We start from the raw sequence: 25,895 nt of genomic DNA, 5'->3' as shown, positions 1-25,895 counted from the left end.
CGCTCCACAAAATCATCTCGCTTCCCATAGGGTTGACGAACTCAAACATTTGGTGCTGTCTTCAGTGACGACAGACGCAAAGCTTGTCCATTTCAGACGGTTCTCTTGATCTGCTTCCCTTCGGGGCCGCAGCCGAGATCTAGTCATTCACCCATATAACTTGCCCGAGCTGGTTGGTCCCTTTTTCTCGAAGGAAATGGAACCCGCAATGAAAGCCGTATCAGTACGCGCGTGAGGAGAATTGCAGATTGGTGATTGAGCGAAACAAAGCCCGCCCATCCATTCGGTGTTTCTAACCCAGATTGTCAGGCTCCCTCGCGCCGCTGCGCATCCCGGACTAAAGCCGCCATTCGGTAGAATCCATGTGCCATTTTGGTAAAAGGTGTCAGCAGAAAGAACGCGAGCACGGCGCCAAGGTGGATGACCAGCAAGCCCGGCATCCAAAAAGAACCGCCTGCGGCATAGAGCAACAGACCAGTCAGTCCGACAAATCCCAGCAACCCGGTAAAGGCAATCTCACCGCCAAAGGCCTTGCTTGCGCCGAGTGACTTGTCAGACCGCAGCTTTAGCCAGACCATCTTGCTACAGCCCAACACCAATAGAATGCCACCCGAGAGCCCAAGAAGCTTTGGTGCCGAAAACAGCCCATATGGGGCGGGCATATCCAGCAGATAGTGCATGAGGGTTCCCACACTGGTCGAAGCGAAACACAGCAGAAAGCCATACATGATTGCTTGATGCGCATAGCGCCGGGCGTGCGTGAAGCGGTCTTCGTCTTCAAAGTTGCAGCCGTCACCATGGCCGCCCTTGAGGTTGCGCATGTTGGCAGCCGAGGCGATGGCTCCGCTGAGGTGACATAGGCGGACTGGAGCACCGCCCACCGTTTGCCAATAACGCCGCAGACCGATGGCGATGCTGAACAGCGGAAACAGAAAGGCGGGCAGAAAAATCGCCACCATCGCATTGTGAGACAGCACCGCATAAAATCCCTCGCCCCCCGCAGCAGCCAGCGCACGGGCAGCCCAGAAGAGCAGGGCAAAGCCCAAGACAGTGGCGAGCACGATGGCGAGGCCGTTTTTTTGGAAGGCTTTCCCGGCGGCACGTGGAAAGGCGAACTCCTCCCAACTGTCTTGGCGCACATCGGCCAAGGCTTGGGGCAGGTTCAGTTCAAACTCATGCGGAGCGGTGTATTGGCACGCATAATAGCAGCCCCGGCAGTTGTGGCACAGGTTCGCCAGTTGCGTCAGATCCCCGTCAGAAAAGGCGCGTTCGGCCTGAAGGGCAGGGAAGACCGAACAGTAGCCTTCGCAATAGCGGCAGGCGTTGCAGATTTCGGCCTGTCGGCGGGCCTCTTGGAGTAGATCAATTTGCATGGGCTGCGGCCTCCTTGCCTGCGATACGTCCGAAGACGGTGCCGATGGTCATGCCAAATCCGGCAAGATAGCCTTGGCCCAAGATCGAGCCCGCCATGGTTTCGCCCGCCGCCCAAAGGTTGTTGACGGGGCGATCGCCGATGGAACATTGCGCGTTCTCGTCTACTTTCAGGCCAAGGTAGGTAAAGGTGACGCCGGTCCTGAGGGAATAGCCGTAGAACGGCGGCTCGGTGATCGGTCGCGCCCAGTTTGTCTTGGGCGGGGTCAGACCCGTGGTCGCCACGGCATCAAGCTCGGTGGGGTGGAAGCCACTTTGATCGCCGCAGGCTTCGTTGAAATCGGCCACGGTGTGCTCCAGCGCATCAGCGGGCAGGCCCATCTTTCCCGCCAGTTCCGCCAGCGTATCGGCTTTGATCGGGGGGAAGACCGAAGGCATGAACAGGTTCAGCGATTTCGCGTCGATGATGACATAGCCGACCTGATCGGGCTGGGCGGCCACCAGTCGGCCCCAGATGGCGTAGCGTTTGGGCCAGACATCTTCGCCCTCGTCATAAAACCGCTGTGCGTCCTTGTTCACGACGATGGAGAAGGGCACGCAATCCAACCGCGTGACGATCCCGCCGTCGAACTTTGGCGCGCGTCCGTCGATGGCGACGGCGTGGCACTGGGTCGGATCGCCCACCTGTGCGATGCCTTGGTCCAGCAGGTCCGCCAGTACCACGCCGCGGTTATAGGGCGTGCCCCGGATCAGGAAGTTCTTCGCCGCCGGCCCCCATGCCCGCGCCAACCAATCGGTGTCGGCCTGAAATCCGCCGGAGGCCACGACGACGGATTTGGGCGAGAGGCTCTTGGCCGCCCCCTCATGCGTATAGTCCACCCGCGTCACCCGGTCGCCGTCCAACGCCAGATGGGTGACGGCAGCTTCATAGAGCACATCCACGCCCAATCCTTCGGCGGTGCGGTAATAGGCATTCACAAGGCTTTTGCCACCGCCACGGAAGAAGGCATTGGTGCGGGCAAGGGACAGGGTGCCCGAGAGCGAAGGCTGAAACCGCACGCCATGTTCTTCCATCCAAGGCAGGCATTCCTCAGAAGTGCGGATGGCAAGGCGCGCGAGGTGCTCATCCGTCTTGCCGCCCGTCACCTTCATCAGGTCGGCGAGGTATTCGTCTTCGGTGTAGCTCTCGACCAGCGGCCCCAGTGGTCCGTGGTGCATACAGCGGAAGTTGCGGGTATGGCGGGAATTGCCGCCCCGGTAGGGTTTTGGCGCGGTCTCAAGGATCAGCACGCGGGCTCCTGTTTCGGCGGCGGTGATCGCGGCACAAAGCGCCGCATTGCCGCCGCCGATCACGACGATATCGTAAACCTTGGTCACAGCAGGTCTCCATCATAGGTCTCATCACGCGCGGGTTGAGCGCGCAAGGCGCGAACCCGGACCCGTTGGGCTGCTTCGATATGCGCGCGCATCGCCGCTTCGGCGAGGGCGGCATCGCGGGCTTTGATCGCGTCGAGAACGCCAAAGTGTTCCTCAACCGCTTTCTCGGCGCGGTCGGGATCGGTCAGCGTTGTCGGGCCGAGGATCATCAGCGTCTTTTGCAGCGTGTGGATCGAGCGGGTCAGAAAACGGTTTTTTGCGGCGTCCAGAAGCGCTGCGTGGAACTGGCGGTTGAGGGTGAAGGCTTCGGGCACGTTGCCCAGGGTGGCAAGCTGCTGGTTCATGTCCTGAAGCTCTTCGATCTCGATGTCCGAGGCGGCGCGGGCGGCCAGCCGTGCGGCGGTGCCCTCCAACACGGCGCGCATCTCGTAAAGTTCCATCACCTCGGCGTAGTCGAGCGTGCGGATGCTCGCCCCTTGCCGGGGGATATGCGCCACGACGCCATCGGCCTCTAGCTGGCGGATCGCCTCGCGCACGGGGGTGCGGGAGACGCCCAGCCGTTCAGCTAGTTCGGTCTCACGCAGCCGGTCGCCGGGGTTCAGCCGTCCGGCGCGCAGCTCGTCCATCAGCTGATTGTAGGCAGAGTTGCCCTGCGGTGTGCGGTCTTCTTCGCTCATAAAACCCCCTCCGATAGATATTGCATACAGGTGGATACAATCGTATCCAAAGAGGGTCAAGCCCGGAAGAAGAAGTGAGTTGAACCCTATGCGCCTCTCCCAACCGATCCGCCGTCGTGCGCTGACCCTGATCCTCGCCACGGCTGGTACTGCTCTCTTTTGGTGGCTCGGTCTGCCGCTGCCATTCCTTTTCGGGCCGATGGCCGCCTGCCTTATCGCGGCATTGTCGAACGTGCCGATCAAAGGATTCGGCCAAGTCTCGGTCGCGGCGCGCACGATCCTTGGGGTGGCAGTGGGGGCCTCAATCACGCCTGATCTTTTCCACCAACTGCCACAGATGGCGATGTCGGTGGCACTGGTCCCGGTCTTTATTGCGCTGATCGGGATTATCGGCGTCCCGTTCTTTCGGCATGTTTGGGGCTTCGACGCGCCGACGGCCTATTACGCCGCGATGCCGGGCGGCTTGCAGGACATGGTGATCTTTGGCACCGAAGCAGGGGGCGATCCGCGGGCGCTGTCCTTGATCCATGCCACGCGGGTGTTGATTATCGTCACCCTCGCGCCTGCTTTTCTGACGCTGGCTTACGGGGCTGGGCTGACCAATCCCATCGGCGCGCCGGTGACGGAACTGCCGGTGGGCGAGATGGCCCTGATGGCCGCCGCAGCCCTGATCGGCTGGAAGGGAGGAGAGCGGATCGGCCTATTTGGCGCGTCCATCCTTGGCCCCATGATCGTGACCGCCGTTCTGTCACTCTCCGGCCTGATCCACAGCCGCCCACCAGCCGAAGCCATCCTTGCCGCGCAGTTCTTCATCGGCTGCGGGATCGGGGTACATTTTCTAGGCGTGACATGGGGCGAGCTGACGCGGGTGGTGCTGGCAGGCATCGCCTATGTGCTGGTGCTCGCCGTCTTGGCCGCAGGTTTCACCGGGCTCGTCACTTGGGCCGGGTTGGGCGATCCGGTCGAGGCGTTCCTAGCCTTCGCGCCGGGCGGGCAGGCCGAGATGACGGTGCTGGCCATCGTCACCGGGGCCGATCTGGGCTTTGTCATCACGCACCACCTGACCCGCATCGTGTTGGTGATCGTCGGCGCGCCGCTGGTGGCGGGCCTTATCACGCGTAGACGGAAGGGTTGATCATATGGATCGGTGCGCCTGCCGCAAAGGCATTCACTTGTTCGAAAATATCGGTGAATTGCTTGTCGAATTCGTCTTCGGTGACAAAGCCGATATGTGGGGTGGCGATCAATTTGGGGTGTGAGAGCAGCGGGTCATTGGCATCTGTTAACGGCTCGGTATCAAAGACATCCACCGCCGCCGCGCCGAGGTGCCCGGCGTTAAGCGCTTGCAGCAGCGCGCCTTTGGCAATCAGCCCGGAGCGTGAAGTGTTCACCAGTACCGAGCGGGGCGGCATGGCGCTGAGGTCTTCGGCGGTGACGCTACCCCGGGTCTCGGGGGTGAGCCGCAGATGCAGCGAAACTACGTCACATGTGCCGAAAAACGCCGCGCGGCTCTCGGCGACCGCCTCGCCATCCGCTTTCGCCCGCGCGCGCCCGGCCTCTGAACTCCACCAGATGACCTCCATCCCGAAGGCGCGAGCATAGTCAGCCACCACAGGTCCGATACGCCCATAGCCATAGAGCCCCAGCCGCCGTCCGCGCAGGCTGCGCCCGACGCCCATTTGCCAGTTACCCGCCTTGGCGCTTGCCATCTGCTGCGGCAACTGCCGCATGGCAGATAAGATCAATGCAAAAGTCAGTTCCGCCGCCGCATGGTTCGCCCCGTCTGCCCCTTTGTTGGAACACAGCAACACGCCATGGTCAGTGCAGGCCGGGACATCCACATGCGGATAGGCACCGCGTTGCGAGATCAATCGCAGGTTTGGCAGGCGCTCCAGCAGCCCCCGCGTCACCGTCGTCCGCTCGCGAAAGAGCACCACGCAGTCTGCATCCTGCAAACGGTCGGCCAAGATGGCCTCATCGGGCTGATGGTCCGTCCAGACAGTGACATCATGCCCCGCCAGCAGGTCAAAGCAGGGCAGCCCGCGCAGCGTGTCGAACCAGTCGTCGAGGATATGGATTTTCATCCCGGGCTCCTATGCTGATAGCGCATTGATCGCTTTGCTTACCCGTTCATGTAGGATCAGCAAATCAGGGTCGCGGTCCTTCTGCGTGCCGAGGCTGGCGATCAGCTCGGCGCGCAGTTTTTCCAGATCACGGCGGGCGACGTGGATTTTCTCGTAATTGGTCATCATTTGCTTCTCAATGGGACAACAAAACGGGGATTTTGATCTTTTCCAGCACCTCGGCGGTCACGCCACCAAGGAAATCTTCGCGGAATTTGGAGTGCTCATAGGCACCCAGCACCAGCAGCGAGGGATCGTGTCGCTCGCAGTAGGACAGCAGGGTTTGCGCCACCGGATGAGTGGTGGGGAAGTTCTCATGTACCCCTTCGACGCCGTGGCGGTCGAGATGGGTCATCAGATCGGCGATCGGCCAAGCGGTGCGCTTTCCGACCGTCAAGACACTCACCCGACCATCGGCCTCAAGCAGACGCAGGCTGTCTGACAGCGCTCGAGCGGCGGCGCGCCCGCCGTCCCATGCCAGCGCCGCGTGGCTGTGCTGCGCGCCTGCGTCATAGCCTGCAGGCACCACGATGACCGGACGCCCGGATTGCAACGCAATGCGATCGGGATGGTGGGTCACATGGGCGTCGTCACTCTCGGTACGGGCCCCGACGATCAGCATGTCATAGTACCGCGCGCCCTCTGAAAGCAGCGTGTCGACGCGGCCCGTCTCTTCGCGGAAATCCAGCGCGTCGCCCAGACCGAGGGCGGGGCGAAGTTCCTCGAACCGGCGGATGACCTCGGCCAAGATTTCGCTGTTGGCAGCCTCCAACAGAGCGCGGGCCTCTTCAGGGATCCAGCGCGAGCGGCGGTCGATCACCTCATGCGCGGTATGGGCAAGGATCGCCGTGACATGCGCGCCGCGCTGTTTGGCGAGGGAAGCGGCATAGCGCAGCGCGGCGACGGAAGCGTCGGAGCCGTTAAAGGCAACAAGCAAATTCATCACGGGCATATCAGCGACCCTCCCAAATGCGCGACGGGACAAAGACACAGCCATCCGCCAGCTTGCGCGCCGTCCGCAGCAGCCCGGCGGAGTTCAGCGCGAAGCCGTCCGACGTGTCGTAATCCACCAGCACGTCAATCGTGCCAGAGGCATGTTCGAGCACAACGTCAGTTGGGCTTTGGTTGTGGCGGTCGAGCAGCCCATCCGCCACACTGGAGGGGGTGAGCGCGCAGGACGCGAGGCATTGCGCCCCGGTCACCGCCATGGAGGGGTGCGTGTTCCACGGCATGAAATAGCGCGTCGCGATGGTGCCGCCGTCGCGGGCAGGGGCGAGCAGGCCGAACTTGGGCGTGACGGATTTTGCCACATCCCCCATGCCCATGGCGGCCCCGGCCTGAAGGCGGATTGCCTCCATCCGCGCGAAGAAATCTCTGTTTGCGTCGAGTTCGGCGACGCTTTCATAGCCCGTCAGGCCAAAGTCCGCCGCGCGGGCAATGACCATCGGCATGGCCACATCCATGCAGGTAACTTCGATTCCATCAAAGGTATCGCGGATGTTGCCCGTGGGCAAAAACGCCCCGGTCGAAGAGCCGACGACACCCATGAAGTTCAGTGCCACAGCCGCTCCGGCCCCGGGCACGCCCGCGATCTCGGTGTCGCCGTCATAGGTGAGCACGCCGCCGGGGGTCAGGACTTTGGAGAGCACCTTGGCCCCGGTGTTGACGGCGTTGATTTTGACATCCGTTACATCGCCGGTGGGCTGGACGAGGCCCATTTCCACTGCTGCCGGACCAACACCCGACAGGATGTTTCCGCAGGTCGGTTTGAAATCGACCAGCCGATCCTTGACCGAGACTTGGGCAAAGAAATAGTCCACATCGGCCCAACCGTCGTCCGAAGGCGAAAGCATCGCGACCTTGGTGGTGACCGCCGCGCCGCCGCCGATGCCGTCGATATTGAGTGGATGGCCGGAGCCCACCACGGCGAGCAGCACTTCGGCCAACGTTTCGCGGTCTTCCGGCAAATCCGCGCGGTTGAAGTATGGCCCCCGCGAGGTGCCGCCGCGCATGAAGAGATAGGGGATAGCTGTCTGTGTCATCTCTAAACTCCTCAGTTCAGCGGCCAGGGCAGATCGACTGCGCCTTGCAGCAGACCGGGTGGGAAATCACGGTTGAGTGCCCCGGCCATGACGCACATCAGCGCGATGCCGCAGGCCGTCAGGATCAGGGTTTTCGGCCAATGCGCCTGTGCACGAACCCGCAGGAAGCTGACCAAAAAGCCCAAGAGCGCGAGGATGAAGCCGACGAAATATGTGGCGACGATCAGCCCCACAAACCACGCGAGCGTGCTCCAGAGGCCATACGGCGCATCAGCGTCCTCGCCCGAGACTTCCTTGTCGGCAAAGATCGCATCGCTTTCGGGACGCAGGATCATCTGCACCAGCAAGATCAGCAGCGCCGCCAAGGAGATGCCGCCCACAACAAGCGGTACGATCTTGTCGGTCATGTTGTAGTCGGGGATCAGCGACGCATTGATCAGCGCGGCCACGACGTAGCCCATGATGATCAGCAAAAAGACCAATGGCGCGCGTTTGGAGCCGGACTGAACATCGCCCTCGGCCATGATCGACTTGGCCTGACGCAGACCCAGCACAACAGAGACCACGGTGATGATCAGCAGCACGATGACGATGGGGGAGAAGACATACTCCATGCCTTCCTCAAAAGATTTGCGGAACCGGAACGATGCGATCTGGAAGGCTTGGTTCGAGAATTTCTCGACCGGGTTGGACAGAACGAAGCCGATCAGGAAGGCCGGGCGCGACCAGTCGAAACGACGCAGGAAGATGCCGATCAAGCCGATCACGAAGAGCGCGAGGATGTCTTCAAAGTTCTGCCCCGACTGGAACGCCGCGAAGGAGATCAGCATGAACAGAAACGGCGCGAGGTAGGTGAAGCGGATCGTTGTCAGCTTGGCGATGCCGCCCGAAGCTGCGATGCACAGCAGCGTGCCAACGACGTTGGCCAGTGCCAGCAGCCAGACGATGGAATAGGTGATGTCGAGGTTGTCGCGCAGCATTGAGGGGCCGACTTCGATCTCGCCGGAGCCCAAGAGCGCGATGGCACCGATGAAAATCGCCATGGAGCCGGAACCGGGAATGCCGAAGAGCAGGGTAGGGACCAATCCACCGCCCTCTTTCGCGTTGTTCGAGCTTTCCGGCCCGATCACGCCACGCACTTCGCCTTTGCCGAAGTTCGATTTGTCCTTCGTCGTTTGAACCGCGTGCCCGTAGGCGATCCAGTCAACGACTGACCCACCAAGGCCGGGGATGACGCCAACGACCACGCCGATCAGCGAGCAGCGCACCGACAGCCATTTGTTGGCAACCCAGTCGCGCACGCCGTCGCCCCAGCCCGCGCCGAGTTTGGCTTCTTTGGAAATCGCCCGGTCTTGGCGCAGGAGCGATACGATCTCGGGCACGGCAAAAATGCCAAGGCCGACGATCACCAGTTTCAAGCCGTCTGTTAGATAGGGGATGTCATAGGTTGCCATGCGCAGGGAGCCGCCCGCGTCGGCCTCACCGATGGTGCCGATCAGCAGGCCGAGGCCGGCGGCTGCCAGACCTTTGAGTGCCACGCGACCCGCCAGCACCGCGACCATCGACAGGCCGAGGATCGAGATCATCAGCATTTCGGGCAGGCCGAAGGACAGGACGATGGGCCGCGCGATGACGATGAACATCGTCAAGAAAGCCGCTCCAACCAGACCGCCGAAAAGCGATGACGTGAAAGCTGCCGAAAGCGCCCGCGCGGCTTGGCCTTTCTTGGCCATCGGGAATCCGTCAAGCACCGTGGCTTGGCTGGCCGAAGACCCTGGAATGCCCATGAGGACCGAGGCGAAAGTGTCAGAGGTTGGTACCACCGCGACCATGCCGATCATCAGCGCCAGACCGAGCACCGGGTCCATGCCGAACATGAAGGGCAAGAGCAGAGATAGCCCCGCGATCCCACCAAGGCCGGGAAAGACCCCCACAGCGAGGCCCATGACCACGCCCAGCACCAGATATCCCAGAACCATAGGTTGCAGAATTAGAGCCCATGCCTGGCCAAGCGCAGGCAGAGCGGTTGCGAACAGATCCATCGCACCGACCTCGAAATGTTAGAATATAGGGGGGTGGCCCCGGAATTGACCCGGGGCCGTGGGGGTCTCGCTTACTTCAGCGAAACGCCATAGGCTTCTTGGAGCCAGTTGGTGACAAAGGCTTTCGCCTCTGCTGAGACGGTCGTGCCGCGCTGCGTCGCTTTGGCCGCACCTTCGCCTACGAAAACACGGTACTTCCCGACACGCTTTTCAGCGATATTGGCAAAGTCTTCGCGGTTGCGCACAGCGTCGAAGGCAGCTGTGTAGGTCTCGGTCACGTCGTCCGGAGTGCCGGCCGGCAAAAAGGCAATTTTCTGGACCGGGAAACCTGCGATAAAGAAAGCTTTCCAAGCGTCCCAGGCCTCACCCTCGGTCGCGCATCCCTCGGTCGCTTCGCAGACTTCCTTAAAAGTTGGGATGTCGGGGAAGGTGGGGTCACGAACGATGTTGCCATCGTCGTCAAGTGCGCCCCATGTCATCATCGGCACGGCCTGACCCTTTTCGACCAGATCGGCAGAGGCACCGAGGTAGCTTGACGAGGTCTGATAGTCGATCGTGGCCTCGCCGCGTTCAAACATCAGACGGCCATCGCCACGGCCCTTGATGCCAAAAACCGGCTCAACATTCATGCCCAGCATTTCCCATGCCAGCAGCGGCACGAGGTCAAGGCGCGTGGCCCCCTGCGAGCCGTAGATGAAGCTGATGTCTTTGAGGTTATTGGCGGTGCCGTCGAATTTCTCACCGTCTGTGGGGTTCAGATAGGCAACCCCGCCGGTGCCCGATGCCATGACCGGGTTCCAGTCGCTGTACTCATACCGCACGCGCGGATCATCCAGCAGATAGGGGAACTGGGTCGAGCCAGAGGTGCCGAAAAGGACTGTGCCCTCGTCATGCTCTTGCTCTTGGAACCAGTTCGCGCCTTTGGTCGAACCCGCGCCCGGCATGAACTTGACGACAACCGTGGGGTTGCCGGGCAGCTCTTCGGACAAAAGCGGCGCAAAGAAGTTGGCCCATTTGGCCGAGCCGCCGGTTTCCGAGAAGGGGATGACCCACTCGATGGTTTTGCCTGCAAAATCGACCTCGGCCAGCGCCGGGGCGGCGAGGCAGGCGGCAGATGCAGCGGTGGCGGCGAAATACTTGATAGTCATAGGTGTCCTCCCGTAGACATTCTGTACCGGTCAGACTTTCACGTCTGCCGTAATTCGGATTTGTTTAGGGAACGAATCCCTCCTCCAACACGGGCACTCTGCCTTTCCAACCTTGCGCGAAACTTGCGCATTAGGATTAAGTTTTAATCATGCGCATTGCAGTCATCGAAGACAATGAGGCCCTTGCCCAAGGAATTGCCCATCGCCTGCGGGATCGGGGCCATGCGGTAGACCTGCTGCATGACGGTGAAGAGGCGGATGCCTTTCTGAGGCACGAAGGGGCCGACCTGATCGTGCTCGATTGCAACTTGCCCGGCTGTGATGGGCTGGAGGTTCTGAGCCGCCTGCGCCGCCGGGGCGATGGAACGCCGGTGATCCTGCTGACCGCGCGGGCAGAGACGTCAGAGCGGGTGGCGGGGCTGGATGCCGGGGCCGATGATTACCTAACCAAGCCGTTCGAGATGGATGAGTTGGAGGCGCGGCTGCGGGCCATGGCGCGGCGCAAGAACCTTGAGTTCGCCGCCCGCGACGCGATTGGCCCCTTGGTCTTTGACCGTACCAACCGTCAGTTGTTGAAGGACGAACAGCCACTGGCCTTTCCTCGTAAAGAACTGGCGACGCTGGAATGCCTGCTGGAACGGCGCGGGCGGATCGTCTCGAAATCACAACTGATCACACATGTCTATGGCACCGGGGCCGCGCAGGAAGACAGCGCAATCGAGCCGCATGTGTCCCGTTTGCGCAAACGGTTGGAGCCTTTCGGCATCCGCATCAAAGCGGCGCGCGGGCTGGGCTATATGCTGGAGGTCGATAGCGCATGACCTCGATGTCGCTGCGCTCTAGGCTGTTCATGCTGATCCTGCCGCCGCTGCTGTTGCTTTCGATCGTTCTGGGGTTTTGGCGCTTTGAAGTGGCGCAGCGCACCTCTGAAACCCTGTTCGACCGCAGCCTGCTGGCCGCAGCTTTGGCGATCTCCCGCGATGTGGCGATTTCTGGCGGGGACGCGCTGTCCCCCAGCACGCGGGATTTCGTCTCGGACGCCGGGGGCGGTGAGCTTTTTTACCATGTCACGGGCCCCGGTGGCATCTACATCACCGGCTATGCCTATCCACCCGTCTCTGGTGGCCGGGCGGGCGAGGATCGGCTGAACTACTCGATGGCTGAATATCGGGGCGAGCCTGTGCGCGTTTTGCGGATGCGGGAGAGTACGACCATCGGCAACCTGACGGGCGATACGATTGTCACAGTCTGGCAAAGGGACAGTGATCGCAATGCCTTTGCCGCTGCCTTGGCGCGGCGTGCTGCTGCTTTGATCGCCAGCCTGATGGCAGCACTTGCCTTTGTGGTCTGGTTCGGGGTGAAGATCGGCCTGCGCCCCTTGAACGACCTGCAAGATGCGATCCAGCATCGATCTCCAGACGATCTGGGCGATATCCGCCGCCCGGTACCGGCAGAGGTCTTTGGCATTGTCGCCACGTTGAACCGGCTTTTCGGGCAGGTGCGGCAAAGCATTGAAGATCATCAGGTCTTCATCTCTAACGCGGCGCACCAGTTACGTAATCCCGCCTCAGCACTGCTGTCACTGGCCGAAGTTTTGCCGGATGTCAGCGACCCGCAAGAACGTCGTTTGCGAGAACGCGAATTGATAGCCGCGGCCCGTAAATCGGCGCGGCTCGCCAATCAGTTGTTGTCTCTTGAACGGTTGCGTTACGACGAGGCGCCAACATTCGATGCGCTTGAGCTTAACGCTGTCGCTGCCGAAGTATGCAGTGACTTTGCCCCGACGGTCCTGTCGCAGGACATCGGCTTTGGCTTTGAGCCATATCCTGCCCCTTTGCCGGTGAATGGCGATAGCGTGCTGCTGGGTGAGGCAATCACCAATCTACTTGAAAATGCGCTTTCGCATGGTGGTCTAGGCCTTTCTGCGATCCGCGTGAGCACCATGGCCCAGGGGGGATATGCGGTGCTGACTGTCGAAGATGACGGGCGTGGAATCCCTGAAGGCAGTGAGCAGGCGGCGTTTCAAAGGTTCGGTCAATTGAGCGAAGGCGAGGGCAGCGGTCTTGGCCTTGCCATCGTTCAAGATGTTCTGCGTCGTCATGGCGGGGAAGTCGAGCTGTTGCTGCAGGAAAGGGGGCTGACCGTAGTGCTACGGCTTCCCTTGGTCCACCAGCGATCATAAGCCCTCGGCGGCTCCCTCACGATTATCCAGACTACCCCTTGAATTGCAGAGCAATGGCATCTCAATTCATCGGAGCTCTTTCCCAAGGTGATCAAGCAGCAGCCGCACCTTTGGTGAAAGATGACGGTTCTGCGGATAGATCGCCCATATGCCATCGTCAGATGCGCGATACTCATCTAACACAGAGATCAAACGTCCAGCCTGAAGTTCAGCCTCGACATAATAATCAGGTAACTGGATGATCCCCAAGTTCTTTAGCGCTGCATCAACCAGTGCCGCGCCACTGTTGCAGCGCAAATTACCCTTCACCCGGATATGCCGTGTCGTCGCACTCTCCTGAAACCGCCAATAGCCCAAAGTGCCTTGGAGACAGTTGTGCGCATCAAGATCGGACAGGCTTTGGGGGGTTCCATGAGCGGCAAGGTATTCGGGCGCTGCGCAGGTATAATGCCTGCGAGAGGCCAGCCGCTTTGCCATCATAGAGCTGTCTTCCAACTCTCCCAGCCGGATCGCGAGATCGTAGCTTTCGGCCACAAGGTCGAGCAGCTGATTGGTGAGCCTGAGGTTGACCTCAAGGTCAGGATAGCGCTGCACGAAGTCATTCACCAAGGGTGCGATGCGGTTCTCGCCAAAAGTCACTGGTGCCGTAAGGTTTAATCGTCCTTTAGGGCTCTGGTGCAGATCAGTAATCGCGCGCTCGGCTTCGGCCAGCCCGTCAAGCACTTGGCGGCAATGATTGTAATACACCTGACCAGTGTCGGTGATCGTGACCTTGCGTGTGGTGCGGTAGAACAGCCTGGTATCCAGTCGCGCCTCAAGCGCACCGACTTGGCGGCTGACCTGAGCAGTGGAAATCCCCAAGCTATTGGCTGCACCGGTAAAGCTTTGGGCTTCGGCAACGGCCACAAATTCTGATACCCCCTCCCATCTCAGCATGATGATCCTTCCATGTTTATTGCGGCACCACTATTACTAATGTGTAATAGTGTTTTTCAGAAAGTCGTGATTATCGCCAATAGGAAACAGTGTAAACGGCAGCGCTATACACTGTCACCTGTCAGATGAGCCACAAACGCAAAGTGAGACCCATGACCGATATCATCAAATGCAAAGCGGCCGTCGCCTGGGCCGTCAACGAACCACTCTCGATCGAAGAAATCGACGTGATGCCGCCTCAGGCTGGCGAAGTGCGCATCAAAATTATTGCCTCGGGCGTTTGCCATACCGATGCTTTTACCCTGTCCGGTGATGATCCCGAGGGAATGTTCCCGGTCATTCTCGGCCATGAGGGTGGTGGGGTTGTCGAATCCGTGGGCGAGGGAGTCACCAGCGTTGCGGTGGGTGACCATGTCATTCCGCTCTACACGCCCGAATGCGGCGAGTGTAAATTCTGCAAATCCGGCAAGACCAACCTGTGCCAGAAAATCCGCGGAACACAAGGGCGCGGTCTGATGCCCGACGGCACCAGCCGCTTTTACAAAGATGGCCAGCCAATCCTGCACTACATGGGCTGTTCTACCTTCTCCGAATACACAGTGCTTCCAGAAATTTCGCTTGCCAAAGTGAACCCCGAGGCCCCGCTGGAAGAGGTTTGCCTACTCGGCTGCGGCGTTACCACCGGCATGGGTGCGGTGATGAACACCGCGAAGGTTGAAGAGGGATCGACCGTTGCGATCTTCGGCATGGGCGGTATTGGTTTGTCCGCGGTTATCGGCGCGACGATGGCCAAGGCCAGTCGGATCATCGTGATCGACATTAACGAAAGCAAATTCGATCTGGCCCGTAAGTTGGGCGCGACCGACTTCATCAACCCCAAGGACCACGACAAGCCGATCCAAGAGGTGATTGTCGAGATGACCGACGGCGGCGTGGATTACTCGTTCGAGTGTATCGGCAACGTCAATGTCATGCGGTCGGCGCTGGAATGCTGCCATAAGGGCTGGGGTGAATCCGTGGTGATCGGTGTCGCGGGTGCGGGACAAGAAATCTCGACCCGTCCGTTCCAGCTGGTCACAGGGCGCGTCTGGCGCGGGTCGGCATTCGGTGGGGTCAAGGGCCGGTCCGAACTGCCAGAATACGTCGAGCGTTACATGAACGGCGAATTCAAACTGAACGATTTCATTACCCATACCATGGGGTTGGAAAAGATCAACGCGGCCTTTGATCTGATGCATCAAGGCAAAAGCATCCGCTCGGTTATCCATATGGGCGCGTAACTGTCGACCCGGCCGTGTTACGCCTTGTGTAGCGTGGCCAGGATCCCACAGGCGGGCGCGCACCTCTTCGCATAGGGGCATATCGGAAGCGAGGTTTTTAGACCGTTCACATGCTTGTTTGCTGTGTCATCTGCTTTGCTTCCCACTCCGCAACGAAGCGTACAAAAAGTAAGGTCAGGCTCTCGCGGCGCGACGTGTCCGGCCATACCGCGAAAGTGCCAAGCGGGCGCAAGTGCCAGTCAGGGAGCAGGCGCACCAACATGCCATCGGCCTCACCCCGGGCGGCAAGATGCTCGGGCAGGACCGTGGCACCGAGGTTCTGCAAGGTGAGGTGGTTCAAGGCATCGATGCTGTCCACTTCCATCCGGGACTGGCCAGTCACCTTCGCCGTGACACCCCCCGGGCCGTGCAGCGTCGTCACGTCAGAGCGGTGCTTGTAGCGCAGCCAGTCCCAGTCCTCCATCTCGGACGGATGCGACGGGCGGGGGCGGGTCGCAGCATAGCCCGTTCCGGCCACAAGCGCGCGTGCGCTTTCGCCCAATTTGCGCGACATCATCGAACTGTCATCCAGCCAGCCCGCGCGAAAGTTGACGTCAAACCCGTCCTCCAACAAGTCCATGCGCGCATCGGTAAAGCTAACTGAGAGCGCAACAAGCGGATGGCGCCGGACAAATTCGGCGAGCGCCGTGGCGAGCGTGGAGGTAGACATATAGGCAGGCATCGATACGCGCAGCGCACCCACCGGTTCCAGCGAGAGCGCGTTGAGTTCATTCAGGCCGTTTTCGGCGCTGCGCAGCATCTCCGCAACGCGGGCATAGAACATGCGTCCTTCGTTGGTGAGCGCAATCTTGCGCGTCGTCCGGTAAAGAAGCGTCGCACCAAGAAAGCGCTCGAGCTCTGACACGGTCTCGCTGACGCGCGACGGCGCAAGCCCGATCGCCTTGGCGGCAGCCCGAAACGACCCTTCGTCGACGACCCGTGCAAAGATCGCCATATGGCGCAGATGCTCGATCATTGTTCTGCCAGCCCGAATTAGGATTTCTGATTTCCGTGAATACCCCGATCAGTGTCGCGAGGGTAGATGTTCCATGCAAGACAAGGAGCGACAATATGAACGCGAGCACATTTTTCATCACACCGAACGCGGAACGCTATCTGGGTACACTGTGCAAACATTTCGGCCACAAAGTCCCGGTCACACATAAGCCCGGCTCCGGGCGGATCAAATTGCCCTTCGGGCAATGTGACCTTCGTGCTGATGAGACCGGTTTGCACCTGAGCGTCGCAGCACCGGATCAGCAGAAACTGGATAAAGCTGCTGAAGTTATCACCAGCCATTTGGACCGCTTCGCTTTTCGCGAAAATCCGAAACTGGATTGGCAAGTCGCAGCGGCGTGACCGCCGCGCCTAAGCGTCGGCCACCTCAGGACCCGTAAGGAAATCTTATGATCTACGCACGCATCGCCGCCGTCACCTATGTGGCTTGGGGCATTCTACACCTTGGCGCGGCATATGGCGTCTACCAGCTTGGTACAACTTTGGACGATGGCGTCCTTCAGGGACGTATATTTCAGGGTGCCTGGGATCTGACCTCCTTTGCACTTTTCGGTGCTGTTGTCGGCATCGTCTACATTTGGCGCAATAGCCGCCTTGGGTACTGGCTGAACGCGGTTGTCGTCAGCGCAGGGGATATCGGATTCATTGTGACCTTGCTTGCCCCCGGCACTGTTCCGCTGGTGCCCGGTGCCCTTGGCCCGGTGCTTTGGATCATCGCCCTTGCGCTCTCGACCAACGCATTGAGAAGCGCACCGCTTTCGCAACATCAACCAAAATAGAGGCCATTCAATGAACCGCAGAACACTACTGAAAACCTCGCTGGGTGCATCGCTCGCGATCATCCTTGGGCAACATGCAGGAGCACAGACAATGGACGAACAGACACAAGCCAGCTTTGATACCGTGATGGCCTTTATGGGCGCTATGGGATCGGGCGATATGGAGGCAATGGGCAAGTTGATGGCCGACGACATGGTTTGGCACAACGAGGGCGATGCTAGCCTGCCTTGGATCGGCGGCGCGGAGGGCAAACAGAACGTCTTTGCGTTCCTCAGTGTGTTCTCCGAGAACTTCCAGACCACCGAATGGGAAAACACCGATGCTTTTGCTTCGGGCGACACCGTTGCCGTCTTTGGTAAGATGAACGGTATCACCACCCATTCGGGCAAAGAGATCGGCGATTTCACCTTTGCCCTACGCGCCAAGGTGAAAGACGGGCAGGTCGCGCTCTGGCATTGGTTCGAGGACAGCTTTGCCGTGAGCCGTGCTTATCACGGCTAAACGAAGACCTATGGCAGAGCTGTCGAAGGCTCTGGCTTCGTTTCCAGAATTGAGGACTGATCATGACGACATATGCTGTAACCGCAGTTTCTGGCCAGCTTGGCCGAGAGATCGTGCGCAAGCTGATTGACCTGCCACAGGATGCATCGGTTATCGGGTTGGCGCGCTCCCCCGAACAAGTCACCGACCTGCCGATCGAAGTCCGCGCGGGTGATTATGACCAGCCTGAACAGCTGGAAACTTCGCTCAAGGGGGTAGATGCACTGGTGATCGTATCGGGCATGGCCCCGCCCGAAGGTCGCATCGGACAGCACCGCAACGTGATACAAGCCGCCCGCGCTGCAGGTGTGAAAAAAACTAGTCTATACCAGCATCATCGGCCCCGAGAAGGACACGCGCTTTTCGCCAGTGGTCCAAAGCAACCGTCAGACCGAGGCGGACATCAAAGCCAGCGGTCTGGCGTGGGCCATCGGGCGCAACGGAATTTATATCGAGCCGGACGTTGAATATATCGACGGCTACAAGGCGCGCGGCGAAATCGCCAACAGCGCAGGCGACGGCAAATGCGGCTACACAACGCGGTCGGAACTGGCCTATGCCTATGCCGCATTGCTGACAAAAGATGACCTGAACGGCGGCACATTCGACCTCAATGGCACGCCGATCACACAAGACGCGCTGGCAGGCTATCTGAACAGCGCATTCGGCACCAATCTTAGCTACCGCGAGGTGACGGCCGAAGAATTCGTCGCCGACCGCAGCGCTGAATTGGGCGACTTTATCGGCCCGATCATCGGCGGCATCTACGAAGGCATCCGTAAAGGCGTCTACGACCGCCCCGGCGATTATGCCGCTGTTACCGGACGCCCGCATCAATCGTGGGATGACTATTTCACCGCGCTCAGCGTCTGAACGCGGCGGCAATTGCGCATTGCGGTGCCCGTAGTTTCCTAGGCACCTGGCTCGTTCATTTTCTGTTGTTTTATTTCATAGTTAACCGGTGACAGCATGCCGTTGTTTGTGTGCTTGCCTGTTGGATTGTAGAACATTTCAATGTAGCCGAACACGTACTGCCTTGCTGCGTCGCGTATGAGGTAGGTCTGTCGCCTGATTGGTTCGCGCTTCCAAAGATGAAAAAAGCTTTCCGCAACCACATTATCATGGCAATTCCCACGCCTGCTACCATAGACTTTGTCGCTATCAGCCCATGCTTGATGGATCAGAACTGTCTGCCGCGCATCTTCAAGCACACGCTGCCTTAACGGTTCTTTAAACTATGCGTAGAAGCCACTGAAATACACAGCCAGAACACGGCACATCGACCACACAGAAAACTCAGCAAGGTGAGCCATATGAACGCGTAGTTCACTGAGACTCGCGCGCGAACTACGCGGTCGCCTTTTTGAGGTTCGTGCGTTCCTCGGTCACCCTCCTTGGTTCCAAAATTTCCAAGCAAAGCGTCTATAAATCTAGGGGCACCTCAGACAATATGCTTGGGGTGGTTGTCGCTATTCTTAAACTTTCGCTCGCAAACGAGGTGAGCGAGCTCTTTGAAAGCTATGGACCTACCTTCATCCTCGCGTGTCTTCACCTTTGAGTTGCCGCCGCTTCTGGTGATCCGGCGGAGCTCGGTTACCTTTTCCCGCGCTTCCGCCAAGGAAACCAAGTTTGCAGAACCAGGCCGTAGTCTCGCCGACGTCCCCGAACGACCGTCCGCAATATCCACCGCGTGCCGCAGAGGGATCGACTTTCAAATATAGGCCGCCGCCGTCCGAGTGCCGTCCGGGAACTGCTTTTCGAACAAACGCCGCGCTAGGTTATTTTCAAGGTGCGGCCCGGACTAAGTGCGCCGCACACTTCCTCGATAGGATAAACCGTCCGTATCATGCCCTTCATATCATCCCACATTATTTGCGGAAAGTCTGAGGCCAGATGTTGATGCAAACTTGTCAATATCCAGTGAATGCGGGGCTTTTCTGAGCCCCTCCGGCTTAAACCGGAAAAACTGGCGGAGAGACAGGGATACGATCCCGAGGATAAATAGTTGTGCATATGCAATATCTTAGCTCCAATTCGTGGTACATCTTGCGGATGCAGTCTTCATGTACCACACCTATCTGGCATTAATTCGTCTTCTCCACGCCAACCATCGCTTCCTGTTTCCCTTTGGCTACCCGACTAGGAAGTGTGAACAGGATATGACCAAGCATCTTTGCGAAATGAACAGCCTGTGCCGCTTCTTTCCGCGTGACATGAGGATCGTTCAAGTCAGCATGGCGTGGTTTGTTCGAGCCAAGACGAACTTCATGCGCCCAATCGGCCATATCCTGAGTGAGAATGCCCGCTTGGACAGCATCCTTGATGCGGCTATATACCGATCCTTCCTCTAGGTTCTTATGCTTCAGCATCGCATCTATAGCCGCACCTGCCAGCATCATAGCGCCGTCAGGTGCATGAAGAGACTTTGAGGCTTGAGACAAATATTGCTTCGCACGTTCCGGCAGTTCGTCTTCTATGCGTTCTGCAGCGGGATAGATTGCGTCAACATCGACCCCAAGCCATTTATCTTTACTTGCACCTATTCGCGATTTCACAAGGACAAATTGCTCACAGCTTGCACACTTGTAGGTAGCCCAGTGGATCCCGTTCTCGTAAGCCTTAAACGCAAGTGTCATGTTGGGACGCGCAACGCCACAGTGTACACAGTTCTCTAATCCAGTGAGACCGGAGTCCAACTTAATGCTGTACGCCAAAAGAACACCCACCTTCTCATTGCCAAAGAACAACCACGCCGAGAATTTCTATCTCCGTGAAGTTGTGAAAGCAAGAAAGGCTGGCACCTCGAAGGAGGTTTGGCAATCGCATATCATTCTCCCCAGCGCTTGAGTGCCTCATCGGCTAAAGAAGGATCTTTCCTAATGCGGAGGACAGCTTGTCTTGAGATGCCCGTTAGTTTTGCTATCGCTGACGCGCCTTGGCCGATATCCAACTGTTCCTTCACAACTTGAAAAGTGTTTCGGCTAAAGCTGGGCTTTTTACCCCGGTATTTGCCACCAGCATGCTTTGCGGCTTTTATCCCGGCCCTCTGAGCCTCTTTCGTTGCTTCCGCTTGAGCCTGCGCCGTCGCGGCCATGAAAGCTATCAGCGCGTCTCTCACGGCCTCCCGCATAGGGTCCTGTGTTGCGCCGTCGAAGGTCATGCCGTTGACCACAGTCTTTATCACGACGCCCTGTCTCATGAAGTGGCGGATGGTGTCCGTGACGTCTTGGTAGTTCCTCCCCAGCCGATCCACCCAGCGAACCACGAGCGTGTCCCCGTGGCGTAGCTTGTCGTATAGTCGCTTCCCTTCAAGGCGCTCGCGTAAAGTCGTGCTGACGCCTGAGACCCCGTGATCGGCCACCACCTCGTCAATCACGAAGCCTGAAGCCTCTGCCTGAGCCTTCTGGTGGTCAAGGGTTTGGTCGGCGGTCGATACCCGTGCGTACAGGATGGTCTTGCTCATGATGCTCGTGTCCGTTGTGGTCATGTACGTTGAGTATAGTGTACGAAGACTCGGATCAACCCTAGCGGACATTCTTGTGGACAGAGCAAGGAGTGTACGCAGAGGTATACCCTTGCGGACATGTGGGTGTGCGCTCCTAGTCCTGTTTGACTTGACGCCGCTGATCCGCATTGTCAGTCACGGCGAGGAAGAGTTTGGCCAGTGCTAAGGTGTGCGTCAGGTATCTCTCATCAAGGGTAGTGTTTCAGCACCGTCAAGGCATCCAGTCCAACACGATAAACATGGGACAGGCCCCCTTACCCCTCATGACGCGAGGGGGAAGAACGCTCTCGCGACCGTTATGATAAGCCATTGAGATTTTTGCAGCGTAAATACTTGTGGACCTCAGAAGGGGAAATCGAAGTCTTCCTCCTCCTCGTCGGCCCGCAGGTCATCCAGTACGTAATGCAGCGTCTGCCTGTTAAGGCGGCGCTCAATGACACGCGCAACAGCTTCCCATTGCTTCGCGCCCATTCGCCCAAGCTCGACACCTATGGCGTCATCTAGTTGCTTTGCCCGTGCTTCGATCATTTGTTCTTTCATGTCTTCATCCCATTCAGGTTGCTCGGTTCCCTTCAATGACCGCATAGCCAGCCACCATGTGGAGGGCAGGGGGATGCCTTGGTCATCAAGGGAGCGACGGGTTCTACGCATCTTCGCGACTGTGCCATCACTAACGCTCGTCGCCTTTACTGTTGCCGCTTTCGATAGTTCATGATCGGAAGAGACCAGCCGCCAAGCAGCGTTGTCACGTTCCGTCTTCGTCATTGGCAGTTTTGTCTTGGTATTCTCGCTCAGGGCTAAGAGTATGGCTTCCCGTTCGCTGCACTCATGCACGATTACAGGGACAGGCTTTGCGTGTGCTATGGCCTCGTATGCCGCGTGTCTGTGGTGACCGTCTACCACGACATAGTCAGCTTCACCGCGCTTCCATACTGTCATTGGTTCGAGTGCCGCCCCGGCCTTCGCCGCGTCTGCCAAAGTTCGCACGTGATCTTCTGACACTTCAAACTCGCGGAACTGGAAGTCATCCGGTTCGGTCTTCAACGCTTTCAGAGGCAACCGCATACGCTTCGGGCGCGTAAGGCCTTGTATTTGCTTGTTCATTTCTTGGTTCTCTTTGGATATGTGGGTCTAGGTCGCTAGTCGCAGCCTATGCAGATTGCACAGTCAGTGGTTGCATACCCATGTGAACGCCTCAGCAAGCCCTCAGGCCCGCAGAAGGTGTCGTCTCCTCGTTGCAAGAAGCTAAGGGAAGGAACCATGAGACCAGCGGAAGAGACCACGGCGCCAGAGATTAGGTGTTGTCAGAGGCAGTCGCCTCACCACAGACGCCGTGGTTACCTTCAATGGTGGCCCCTAGAAGACCTCAAGGTACCCAGCGCTCTTCAGGGCTTGCCACACCTTGAGCTGCTCTTCACGCAGTAGATCATCGCCCAGCCCGTGGTCATAGTCCTTGGAGGTGTTCTTCTGCTCATCACTCCACCCACCAAGCTCATGGATACGATCCTCAGCGACGCCAGCCCGACGTGCAATAGTCCGCCAAGTGTGCCTGAAGGAGTGCATGGCCAATTTGCCATCTGTCTCAACGCCCAACGTCTGACGCCGATACCGGGTAAACCATTGGGAAGCCGAGTTCACTTTCTGAGTAGAAGGCTTCAGAGGCCATTCAGGGAATAAGCGTAACTCATCCTCTTGATGGTTCTCCTGCATATTCCTGACCATCTCTACCCTCTGGGCTAAGAGCCGCTGCGCCTTGTCCACGACTGGGATGAAGCGTGTTGAGTTCGCTGTTTTACCCTTCACGACGTCGAAGCCGGAGCCATCGCTCAATACGTGTTCGAGCTTTAGCGCCCCGATCTCATCCACTCTACACCCTGTGGCTAAGGCGAGCCTCAATAGGTCACCCTCCCGGTTACCCCACTCTGGGAAGCCCTCGAACAGCTTGGTTACCTGTGGGGATGTGAACGCATTGCGTTTCTCGTCAGGTTTCTTCTTCGTGGCCTTCCTTTTCGACGTCCCTTGCTCTTTGACGACCCAAGGGTTCGCAATCGCCTTTCCGCTTCTTGTCTTCAGCAGCCTTTTGTCCGTTATTGCCCATGCCCAAAGACCCCTAAGGAGTGTTGTGTGCTTTGCTACTGTCTTTGGGCTGACCTTAGCTATCAAGGGAAGATACTCATTCCTGAACCTGAACACTGTATGAGGCGTGACATCGTGCAAGGTTGGGTTCTCCTCGTCTAGAAAGGTGATGAGGTGCCTCATCGAGGAGCGGACGTTCATTGCCGAGGTGATTGCCAGAGGATCGTAACCATACGGGTTTCCCTCCTCGCGTTCTTCCAGATACATTTCCAACGCCTTAGCTAGGGGGATCGCGCCCCTGAAAACCATCTTTCCGAACGCCTCGGCCTGCTGACCCTTTCCGACCCTCTCAGCCCGCTCCAGCTCGTCACTGAGTACAAGGTCAAGGGCCTCGGGGTCATTAGCTTCCTCACGCATCTTTCGCCACTCAGCGGCGTTTTCCGGCGTAAGTGCGATAATGTTACCGACGTGCCTTCTGCCGGAGCTTTCTAGCGCATCCGCTTCCAGCTGTCTGATCTGGCCGATCCGAACATCACGTAACCGGACGGCTTCAGCATGACTGCGAGTATTGAGACCTAGTTTGATCTCTCTCCCGAACGGCTTGCTCGTCCATGGGTTCACTGTGCCTATCAGAATGTCAGGGGTGACCATGCGCAAAGAGTATCCCCGCCCACGGGGCTTGGTGAGATACTGCATGTCAGGCTCTTCTGTGCCTGAGGCGCTGGGATGATCTCTCTTGTGGTCCATCACGTACCACGCAGTAAGGTGTACCACACCTAGTTCTTACTATAGAAATCAACTGGTTAGGAAGATTGGCGGAGAGACAGGGATTCGAACCCTGGGAACCCGTGAAGGCTCAACGGTTTTCGAGACCGCCCCGTTCGACCACTCCGGCACCTCTCCGCGGGGGTCTGGGTGGCCCGTTTAGTCGCCTTTTCAGGCAGTGGCAAGAGGGGTTTTGCGCATCAACCGAAAGTTATCCAATTTTCGTTGCGCCGGGGCTGGGAAGGCCTAAGTTTAAGGTTAGAATATTCCGAAAGGACAGCCCGTGTTCCGTCAAAATCGTCTGATAATCGCCCCCTTCGTTATGGCATTCATTGCGTTGATCGCATTTGCCCACCCAGTGCGCGCAGCTGATCGCGGTGCGCTGGAACGGTTTTTGGAAGTGACCGGCTTTGACGTCGCGTTGGATAGTATCCGGCTTTCTGCCGATTCCGCACCCGAGATGCTGGGACTTCAGACTGAGGATTTTGGATCGGAATGGTCACGGCTCGTTGGGGATGTGTTCGATACCCAGCTGATGCATGACATGGCGATGGACATTCTAGCCGAAACGCTGAGCGACGATCTGTTGGATCACGCCGCCAGCTTTTACGCGAGCGATCTGGGCAGGCGTTTGGTTGACGTAGAGAACAAAGCGCATATGACCGAGGATGATGGGGTGAAAGCCGAAAGCGGCGTAGCCATCATTGCGGGGCTAGAGCAGATTGATTCACCTCGGTTAGAGACCTTACGGCGGTTAAATGTCGCCAGCGATGTTGAGGAAATATCGGTCCGGGCCATTCAGGAGGTGCAGATACGGTTCCTACTCGCCGCTGCTGGGGCCGGGGTGATCGAATTGCAAATGGAAGAACCTGACTTGCGGGAGATGATGCGCGCGCAGGCGGCTGACTTGGGCGCCCAAATCGCCGCGAATGCGTTGGCCAATGCCGCCTATACCTATCAATCCTTTTCGGACGACGCCCTTGCGGCCTATGCCGTTGCGCTCGAGCAACCGAAGATGCAGCAAGTTTACACCCTGATGAATGCTGTTCAATATGAGATTATGGCCAACCGTTTCGAGGCCGTAGCCGCTCGCCTTGCGGCGATGCAACCCAGTCAGGATATCTGATGCGCGCATGGATTTTTGCCCCGCTTCTGTGGCTTGTGGCTCTGCCCGCTTGGGCCGACGCGCGAATGTCCGTTCTCGTCGATCTGTTGGAGTTGCGCGAAGCGGCGGCGATCCTCAGCGATGAGGGGCAGGCTCATGCGGAAACGTTGAACCAAGACATGCTAGGCGGGCAGGGCGGTCCGGGTTGGGAGTTGCAGGTCGAGAGCATCCATGACCCGGAGCGGATGGCAGAGGCCGTGCGCCGTGCGCTCGAAGAAACGATGAGCCCTTCCGCGGTAGAGGACGCAATCGAATTTTACACTACAGAACTGGGTGGACGGGTCATCGCGCTGGAAAATGCCGCCCGCGCCGCCATCACTGAGCGTGAAGTAGAGCAGATCGCGCGGGCAAACTATGGGGTACTGGCTGGGGATAATGACCCACGGCTTGCTTTGATCCGCCGCTTGATTACATCTGCCGATATGGTCGACCGCAATGTAAGCACGGCGCTTAATAGCAATTTTCAGTTTCTACGCGGCATGCGCGATGGCGGCGCGCTCGAAGACAGCGACGAAGACCTGCTCGCTGAAATTGGCGGTGATCTTGATGCGGTGACCGAAGACACCTCAGTTTGGGCACATGCCTACATGCTGCTGGCCTATCACCCCTTGAGCGACGCCGAGATCGCACGCTACGCCGCATTTGCCGAAACCGATTCAGGGCGCACCCTCAATCGTGCGCTTTTCGACGGTTTTGGCCGCGCATATGAGGATATCTCTTACGCTTTGGGTCGCGCTGTGGCATTGAACATGGTGGCTGAGAACCTCTGACATCTATGCTATTTCAGCGGTCGAAAACCTACTTGACTTACCCAGCCATTCCGAAGATAA

The 25,895-nt window shown here is 58.6% G+C and carries 26 protein-coding genes, 1 tRNA gene and 1 pseudogene; 11 read left to right on the top strand and 17 right to left on the bottom strand.

Annotated elements, in window-relative coordinates; all coding sequences use genetic code 11:
* Positions 1 to 305 precede the first annotated feature (305 nt).
* From tcuB to DSM110093_RS08615, 3 genes are read right to left on the bottom strand one after another with little or no spacing between them, the layout of a single operon-like run.
* On the bottom strand, positions 306 to 1,373 hold the full coding sequence (gene tcuB, locus DSM110093_RS08625; RefSeq protein ID WP_243264672.1) for a tricarballylate utilization 4Fe-4S protein TcuB: 1,068 nt from the start codon (positions 1,371 to 1,373) through the stop codon (positions 306 to 308).
* Complete coding sequence (gene tcuA / locus DSM110093_RS08620) at positions 1,363 to 2,748, bottom strand: FAD-dependent tricarballylate dehydrogenase TcuA (protein ID WP_243264671.1); 1,386 nt, start codon at positions 2,746 to 2,748, stop codon at positions 1,363 to 1,365. The genes tcuB and tcuA overlap by 11 nt, the downstream gene beginning before the upstream one ends.
* Positions 2,745 to 3,425 carry a GntR family transcriptional regulator gene (locus DSM110093_RS08615; RefSeq protein ID WP_243264670.1) on the bottom strand — a complete coding sequence of 227 codons (681 nt, stop codon included), beginning with the start codon at positions 3,423 to 3,425 and terminating at the stop codon, positions 2,745 to 2,747. Before DSM110093_RS08615 ends, tcuA begins: the two co-directional genes overlap by 4 nt.
* Before the next feature lie 88 nt (positions 3,426 to 3,513).
* Here DSM110093_RS08615 and DSM110093_RS08610 point away from each other — a divergent pair, with 88 nt between their 5' ends.
* Entirely contained in the window at positions 3,514 to 4,560 is a 1,047-nt protein-coding gene (locus DSM110093_RS08610; RefSeq protein WP_243264669.1) for an AbrB family transcriptional regulator, read from the top strand.
* Here the strand turns inward: DSM110093_RS08610 and DSM110093_RS08605 are convergent.
* The 6 genes from DSM110093_RS08605 to DSM110093_RS08580 form a co-directional block, all read right to left on the bottom strand.
* Positions 4,538 to 5,509: a D-2-hydroxyacid dehydrogenase family protein gene (locus tag DSM110093_RS08605; protein WP_243264668.1), complete on the bottom strand. Its 972-nt coding sequence runs from the start codon at positions 5,507 to 5,509 to the stop codon at positions 4,538 to 4,540. The two genes, DSM110093_RS08610 and DSM110093_RS08605, sit on opposite strands and share 23 nt — an antisense overlap.
* Positions 5,510 to 5,518: 9 nt before the next feature.
* A complete protein-coding gene (locus tag DSM110093_RS08600) occupies positions 5,519 to 5,677 on the bottom strand; it encodes a hypothetical protein (RefSeq protein WP_243264667.1) in 159 nt (52 codons plus the stop codon).
* Positions 5,678 to 5,684: 7 nt separating this feature from the next.
* The gene (locus DSM110093_RS08595) at positions 5,685 to 6,500 is read right to left on the bottom strand and encodes a universal stress protein (protein ID WP_243264666.1); all 816 of its coding nucleotides are present in this window, start codon (positions 6,498 to 6,500) and stop codon (positions 5,685 to 5,687) included.
* Position 6,501: 1 nt separating this feature from the next.
* Positions 6,502 to 7,590, bottom strand: coding sequence for a 4-oxalomesaconate tautomerase (locus DSM110093_RS08590; protein WP_243264665.1), 1,089 nt, complete (start codon positions 7,588 to 7,590; stop codon positions 6,502 to 6,504).
* 11 nt (positions 7,591 to 7,601) lie between these two features.
* The gene (locus DSM110093_RS08585) at positions 7,602 to 9,632 is read right to left on the bottom strand and encodes a tripartite tricarboxylate transporter permease (RefSeq protein ID WP_243264664.1); all 2,031 of its coding nucleotides are present in this window, start codon (positions 9,630 to 9,632) and stop codon (positions 7,602 to 7,604) included.
* A 71-nt stretch (positions 9,633 to 9,703) separates the two neighbouring features.
* On the bottom strand, positions 9,704 to 10,780 hold the full coding sequence (locus DSM110093_RS08580; RefSeq protein ID WP_243264663.1) for a tricarboxylate transporter: 1,077 nt from the start codon (positions 10,778 to 10,780) through the stop codon (positions 9,704 to 9,706).
* Positions 10,781 to 10,929: 149 nt separating this feature from the next.
* On the opposite strand from DSM110093_RS08580, the gene DSM110093_RS08575 reads away from it, so the two are divergent.
* Together DSM110093_RS08575 and DSM110093_RS08570 are read left to right on the top strand one after the other, a co-directional pair.
* A complete protein-coding gene (locus tag DSM110093_RS08575) occupies positions 10,930 to 11,601 on the top strand; it encodes a response regulator transcription factor (RefSeq protein ID WP_243264662.1) in 672 nt (223 codons plus the stop codon).
* Positions 11,598 to 12,962 (top strand): sensor histidine kinase, encoded by a 1,365-nt coding sequence (locus tag DSM110093_RS08570; RefSeq protein WP_243264661.1) that lies wholly within the window; start codon positions 11,598 to 11,600, stop codon positions 12,960 to 12,962. The genes DSM110093_RS08575 and DSM110093_RS08570 overlap by 4 nt, the downstream gene beginning before the upstream one ends.
* Before the next feature lie 66 nt (positions 12,963 to 13,028).
* On the opposite strand, the gene DSM110093_RS08565 is transcribed toward DSM110093_RS08570, so the two are convergent.
* Positions 13,029 to 13,898 (bottom strand): LysR family transcriptional regulator, encoded by an 870-nt coding sequence (locus tag DSM110093_RS08565; RefSeq protein ID WP_243264660.1) that lies wholly within the window; start codon positions 13,896 to 13,898, stop codon positions 13,029 to 13,031.
* 161 nt (positions 13,899 to 14,059) lie between these two features.
* Here DSM110093_RS08565 and DSM110093_RS08560 point away from each other — a divergent pair, with 161 nt between their 5' ends.
* The gene (locus tag DSM110093_RS08560) at positions 14,060 to 15,178 is read left to right on the top strand and encodes an S-(hydroxymethyl)glutathione dehydrogenase/class III alcohol dehydrogenase (RefSeq protein ID WP_347568640.1); all 1,119 of its coding nucleotides are present in this window, start codon (positions 14,060 to 14,062) and stop codon (positions 15,176 to 15,178) included.
* 106 nt (positions 15,179 to 15,284) lie between these two features.
* Here the strand turns inward: DSM110093_RS08560 and DSM110093_RS08555 are convergent, their stop codons facing one another.
* Complete coding sequence (locus tag DSM110093_RS08555; RefSeq protein ID WP_243264659.1) at positions 15,285 to 16,193, bottom strand: LysR family transcriptional regulator; 909 nt, start codon at positions 16,191 to 16,193, stop codon at positions 15,285 to 15,287.
* 95 nt (positions 16,194 to 16,288) lie between these two features.
* Between DSM110093_RS08555 and DSM110093_RS08550 the strand changes: the two genes are divergently transcribed.
* The 5 genes from DSM110093_RS08550 to DSM110093_RS08530 all read left to right on the top strand — a co-directional run bounded on the left by DSM110093_RS08550 (position 16,289) and on the right by DSM110093_RS08530 (position 18,427).
* Entirely contained in the window at positions 16,289 to 16,576 is a 288-nt protein-coding gene (locus DSM110093_RS08550; protein ID WP_243264658.1) for a DUF2218 domain-containing protein, read from the top strand.
* A gap of 47 nt (positions 16,577 to 16,623) precedes the next feature.
* Entirely contained in the window at positions 16,624 to 17,013 is a 390-nt protein-coding gene (locus tag DSM110093_RS08545; RefSeq protein ID WP_243264657.1) for a hypothetical protein, read from the top strand.
* Between the two features lie 10 nt (positions 17,014 to 17,023).
* Positions 17,024 to 17,515 carry a nuclear transport factor 2 family protein gene (locus DSM110093_RS08540; protein WP_243264656.1) on the top strand — a complete coding sequence of 164 codons (492 nt, stop codon included), beginning with the start codon at positions 17,024 to 17,026 and terminating at the stop codon, positions 17,513 to 17,515.
* 62 nt (positions 17,516 to 17,577) lie between these two features.
* Positions 17,578 to 18,021, top strand: coding sequence for an NAD(P)H-binding protein (locus tag DSM110093_RS08535; protein ID WP_243264655.1), 444 nt, complete (start codon positions 17,578 to 17,580; stop codon positions 18,019 to 18,021).
* The gene (locus DSM110093_RS08530; RefSeq protein ID WP_243264654.1) at positions 17,924 to 18,427 is read left to right on the top strand and encodes a hypothetical protein; all 504 of its coding nucleotides are present in this window, start codon (positions 17,924 to 17,926) and stop codon (positions 18,425 to 18,427) included. The genes DSM110093_RS08535 and DSM110093_RS08530 overlap by 98 nt, the downstream gene beginning before the upstream one ends.
* A 38-nt stretch (positions 18,428 to 18,465) precedes the next feature.
* Here DSM110093_RS08530 and DSM110093_RS08525 read toward each other — a convergent pair.
* From DSM110093_RS08525 to DSM110093_RS08500, 6 genes and pseudogenes are all read right to left on the bottom strand, one after another.
* Positions 18,466 to 18,696 (bottom strand): annotated as a pseudogene (locus DSM110093_RS08525) (IS3 family transposase); the annotation flags it as partial.
* Positions 18,697 to 19,638: 942 nt separating this feature from the next.
* Positions 19,639 to 20,190: a DUF4145 domain-containing protein gene (locus DSM110093_RS08520; RefSeq protein WP_243264653.1), complete on the bottom strand. Its 552-nt coding sequence runs from the start codon at positions 20,188 to 20,190 to the stop codon at positions 19,639 to 19,641.
* 191 nt (positions 20,191 to 20,381) lie between these two features.
* Entirely contained in the window at positions 20,382 to 21,017 is a 636-nt protein-coding gene (locus DSM110093_RS08515; RefSeq protein ID WP_243264652.1) for a recombinase family protein, read from the bottom strand.
* A 384-nt stretch (positions 21,018 to 21,401) separates the two neighbouring features.
* A complete protein-coding gene (locus tag DSM110093_RS08510; protein ID WP_243264651.1) occupies positions 21,402 to 22,163 on the bottom strand; it encodes a ParB/RepB/Spo0J family partition protein in 762 nt (253 codons plus the stop codon).
* A gap of 252 nt (positions 22,164 to 22,415) precedes the next feature.
* Positions 22,416 to 23,831 (bottom strand): tyrosine-type recombinase/integrase, encoded by a 1,416-nt coding sequence (locus tag DSM110093_RS08505; protein WP_243264650.1) that lies wholly within the window; start codon positions 23,829 to 23,831, stop codon positions 22,416 to 22,418.
* Positions 23,832 to 23,948: 117 nt separating this feature from the next.
* Positions 23,949 to 24,038: transfer RNA gene (locus DSM110093_RS08500), tRNA-Ser, on the bottom strand.
* 145 nt (positions 24,039 to 24,183) lie between these two features.
* Between DSM110093_RS08500 and DSM110093_RS08495 the strand changes: the two genes are divergently transcribed.
* Together DSM110093_RS08495 and DSM110093_RS08490 are read left to right on the top strand one after the other, a co-directional pair.
* Positions 24,184 to 25,026 carry a DUF2059 domain-containing protein gene (locus tag DSM110093_RS08495; protein ID WP_347568617.1) on the top strand — a complete coding sequence of 281 codons (843 nt, stop codon included), beginning with the start codon at positions 24,184 to 24,186 and terminating at the stop codon, positions 25,024 to 25,026.
* On the top strand, positions 25,026 to 25,835 hold the full coding sequence (locus tag DSM110093_RS08490) for a DUF2059 domain-containing protein (protein ID WP_243264649.1): 810 nt from the start codon (positions 25,026 to 25,028) through the stop codon (positions 25,833 to 25,835). Before DSM110093_RS08495 ends, DSM110093_RS08490 begins: the two co-directional genes overlap by 1 nt.
* The last annotated feature ends 60 nt before the right edge of the window (positions 25,836 to 25,895 follow it).

The sequence above is a fragment of the Sulfitobacter sp. DSM 110093 genome (assembly GCF_022788715.1).
In the GTDB taxonomy this organism is placed as follows: Bacteria; Pseudomonadota; Alphaproteobacteria; order Rhodobacterales; family Rhodobacteraceae; genus Sulfitobacter.
This window is presented reverse-complemented; position numbering and strand designations above follow the sequence as displayed.

Bases quoted from the DNA above. Each gene is read 5' to 3' on its own strand.
- DSM110093_RS08540 (WP_243264656.1), top strand. From the start codon at position 17,024: ATGAACCGCAGAACACTACTGAAAACCTCGCTGGGTGCATCGCTCGCG.
- DSM110093_RS08535 (WP_243264655.1), top strand. From the start codon at position 17,578: ATGACGACATATGCTGTAACCGCAGTTTCTGGCCAGCTTGGCCGAGAG.
- DSM110093_RS08570 (WP_243264661.1), top strand. From the start codon at position 11,598: ATGACCTCGATGTCGCTGCGCTCTAGGCTGTTCATGCTGATCCTGCCG.
- DSM110093_RS08610 (WP_243264669.1), top strand. From the start codon at position 3,514: ATGCGCCTCTCCCAACCGATCCGCCGTCGTGCGCTGACCCTGATCCTC.
- DSM110093_RS08565 (WP_243264660.1), bottom strand. From the start codon at position 13,898: ATGCTGAGATGGGAGGGGGTATCAGAATTTGTGGCCGTTGCCGAAGCC.
- DSM110093_RS08605 (WP_243264668.1), bottom strand. From the start codon at position 5,509: ATGAAAATCCATATCCTCGACGACTGGTTCGACACGCTGCGCGGGCTG.
- DSM110093_RS08575 (WP_243264662.1), top strand. From the start codon at position 10,930: ATGCGCATTGCAGTCATCGAAGACAATGAGGCCCTTGCCCAAGGAATT.
- tcuB (WP_243264672.1), bottom strand. From the start codon at position 1,373: ATGCAAATTGATCTACTCCAAGAGGCCCGCCGACAGGCCGAAATCTGC.
- DSM110093_RS08595 (WP_243264666.1), bottom strand. From the start codon at position 6,500: ATGCCCGTGATGAATTTGCTTGTTGCCTTTAACGGCTCCGACGCTTCC.
- DSM110093_RS08510 (WP_243264651.1), bottom strand. From the start codon at position 22,163: ATGAACAAGCAAATACAAGGCCTTACGCGCCCGAAGCGTATGCGGTTG.
- DSM110093_RS08555 (WP_243264659.1), bottom strand. From the start codon at position 16,193: ATGATCGAGCATCTGCGCCATATGGCGATCTTTGCACGGGTCGTCGAC.
- DSM110093_RS08600 (WP_243264667.1), bottom strand. From the start codon at position 5,677: ATGATGACCAATTACGAGAAAATCCACGTCGCCCGCCGTGATCTGGAA.
- DSM110093_RS08520 (WP_243264653.1), bottom strand. From the start codon at position 20,190: ATGACACTTGCGTTTAAGGCTTACGAGAACGGGATCCACTGGGCTACC.
- DSM110093_RS08545 (WP_243264657.1), top strand. From the start codon at position 16,624: ATGATCTACGCACGCATCGCCGCCGTCACCTATGTGGCTTGGGGCATT.
- DSM110093_RS08585 (WP_243264664.1), bottom strand. From the start codon at position 9,632: ATGGATCTGTTCGCAACCGCTCTGCCTGCGCTTGGCCAGGCATGGGCT.
- DSM110093_RS08505 (WP_243264650.1), bottom strand. From the start codon at position 23,831: ATGCAGTATCTCACCAAGCCCCGTGGGCGGGGATACTCTTTGCGCATG.
- DSM110093_RS08590 (WP_243264665.1), bottom strand. From the start codon at position 7,590: ATGACACAGACAGCTATCCCCTATCTCTTCATGCGCGGCGGCACCTCG.
- DSM110093_RS08550 (WP_243264658.1), top strand. From the start codon at position 16,289: ATGAACGCGAGCACATTTTTCATCACACCGAACGCGGAACGCTATCTG.
- DSM110093_RS08515 (WP_243264652.1), bottom strand. From the start codon at position 21,017: ATGAGCAAGACCATCCTGTACGCACGGGTATCGACCGCCGACCAAACC.
- DSM110093_RS08580 (WP_243264663.1), bottom strand. From the start codon at position 10,780: ATGACTATCAAGTATTTCGCCGCCACCGCTGCATCTGCCGCCTGCCTC.
- DSM110093_RS08615 (WP_243264670.1), bottom strand. From the start codon at position 3,425: ATGAGCGAAGAAGACCGCACACCGCAGGGCAACTCTGCCTACAATCAG.
- DSM110093_RS08490 (WP_243264649.1), top strand. From the start codon at position 25,026: ATGCGCGCATGGATTTTTGCCCCGCTTCTGTGGCTTGTGGCTCTGCCC.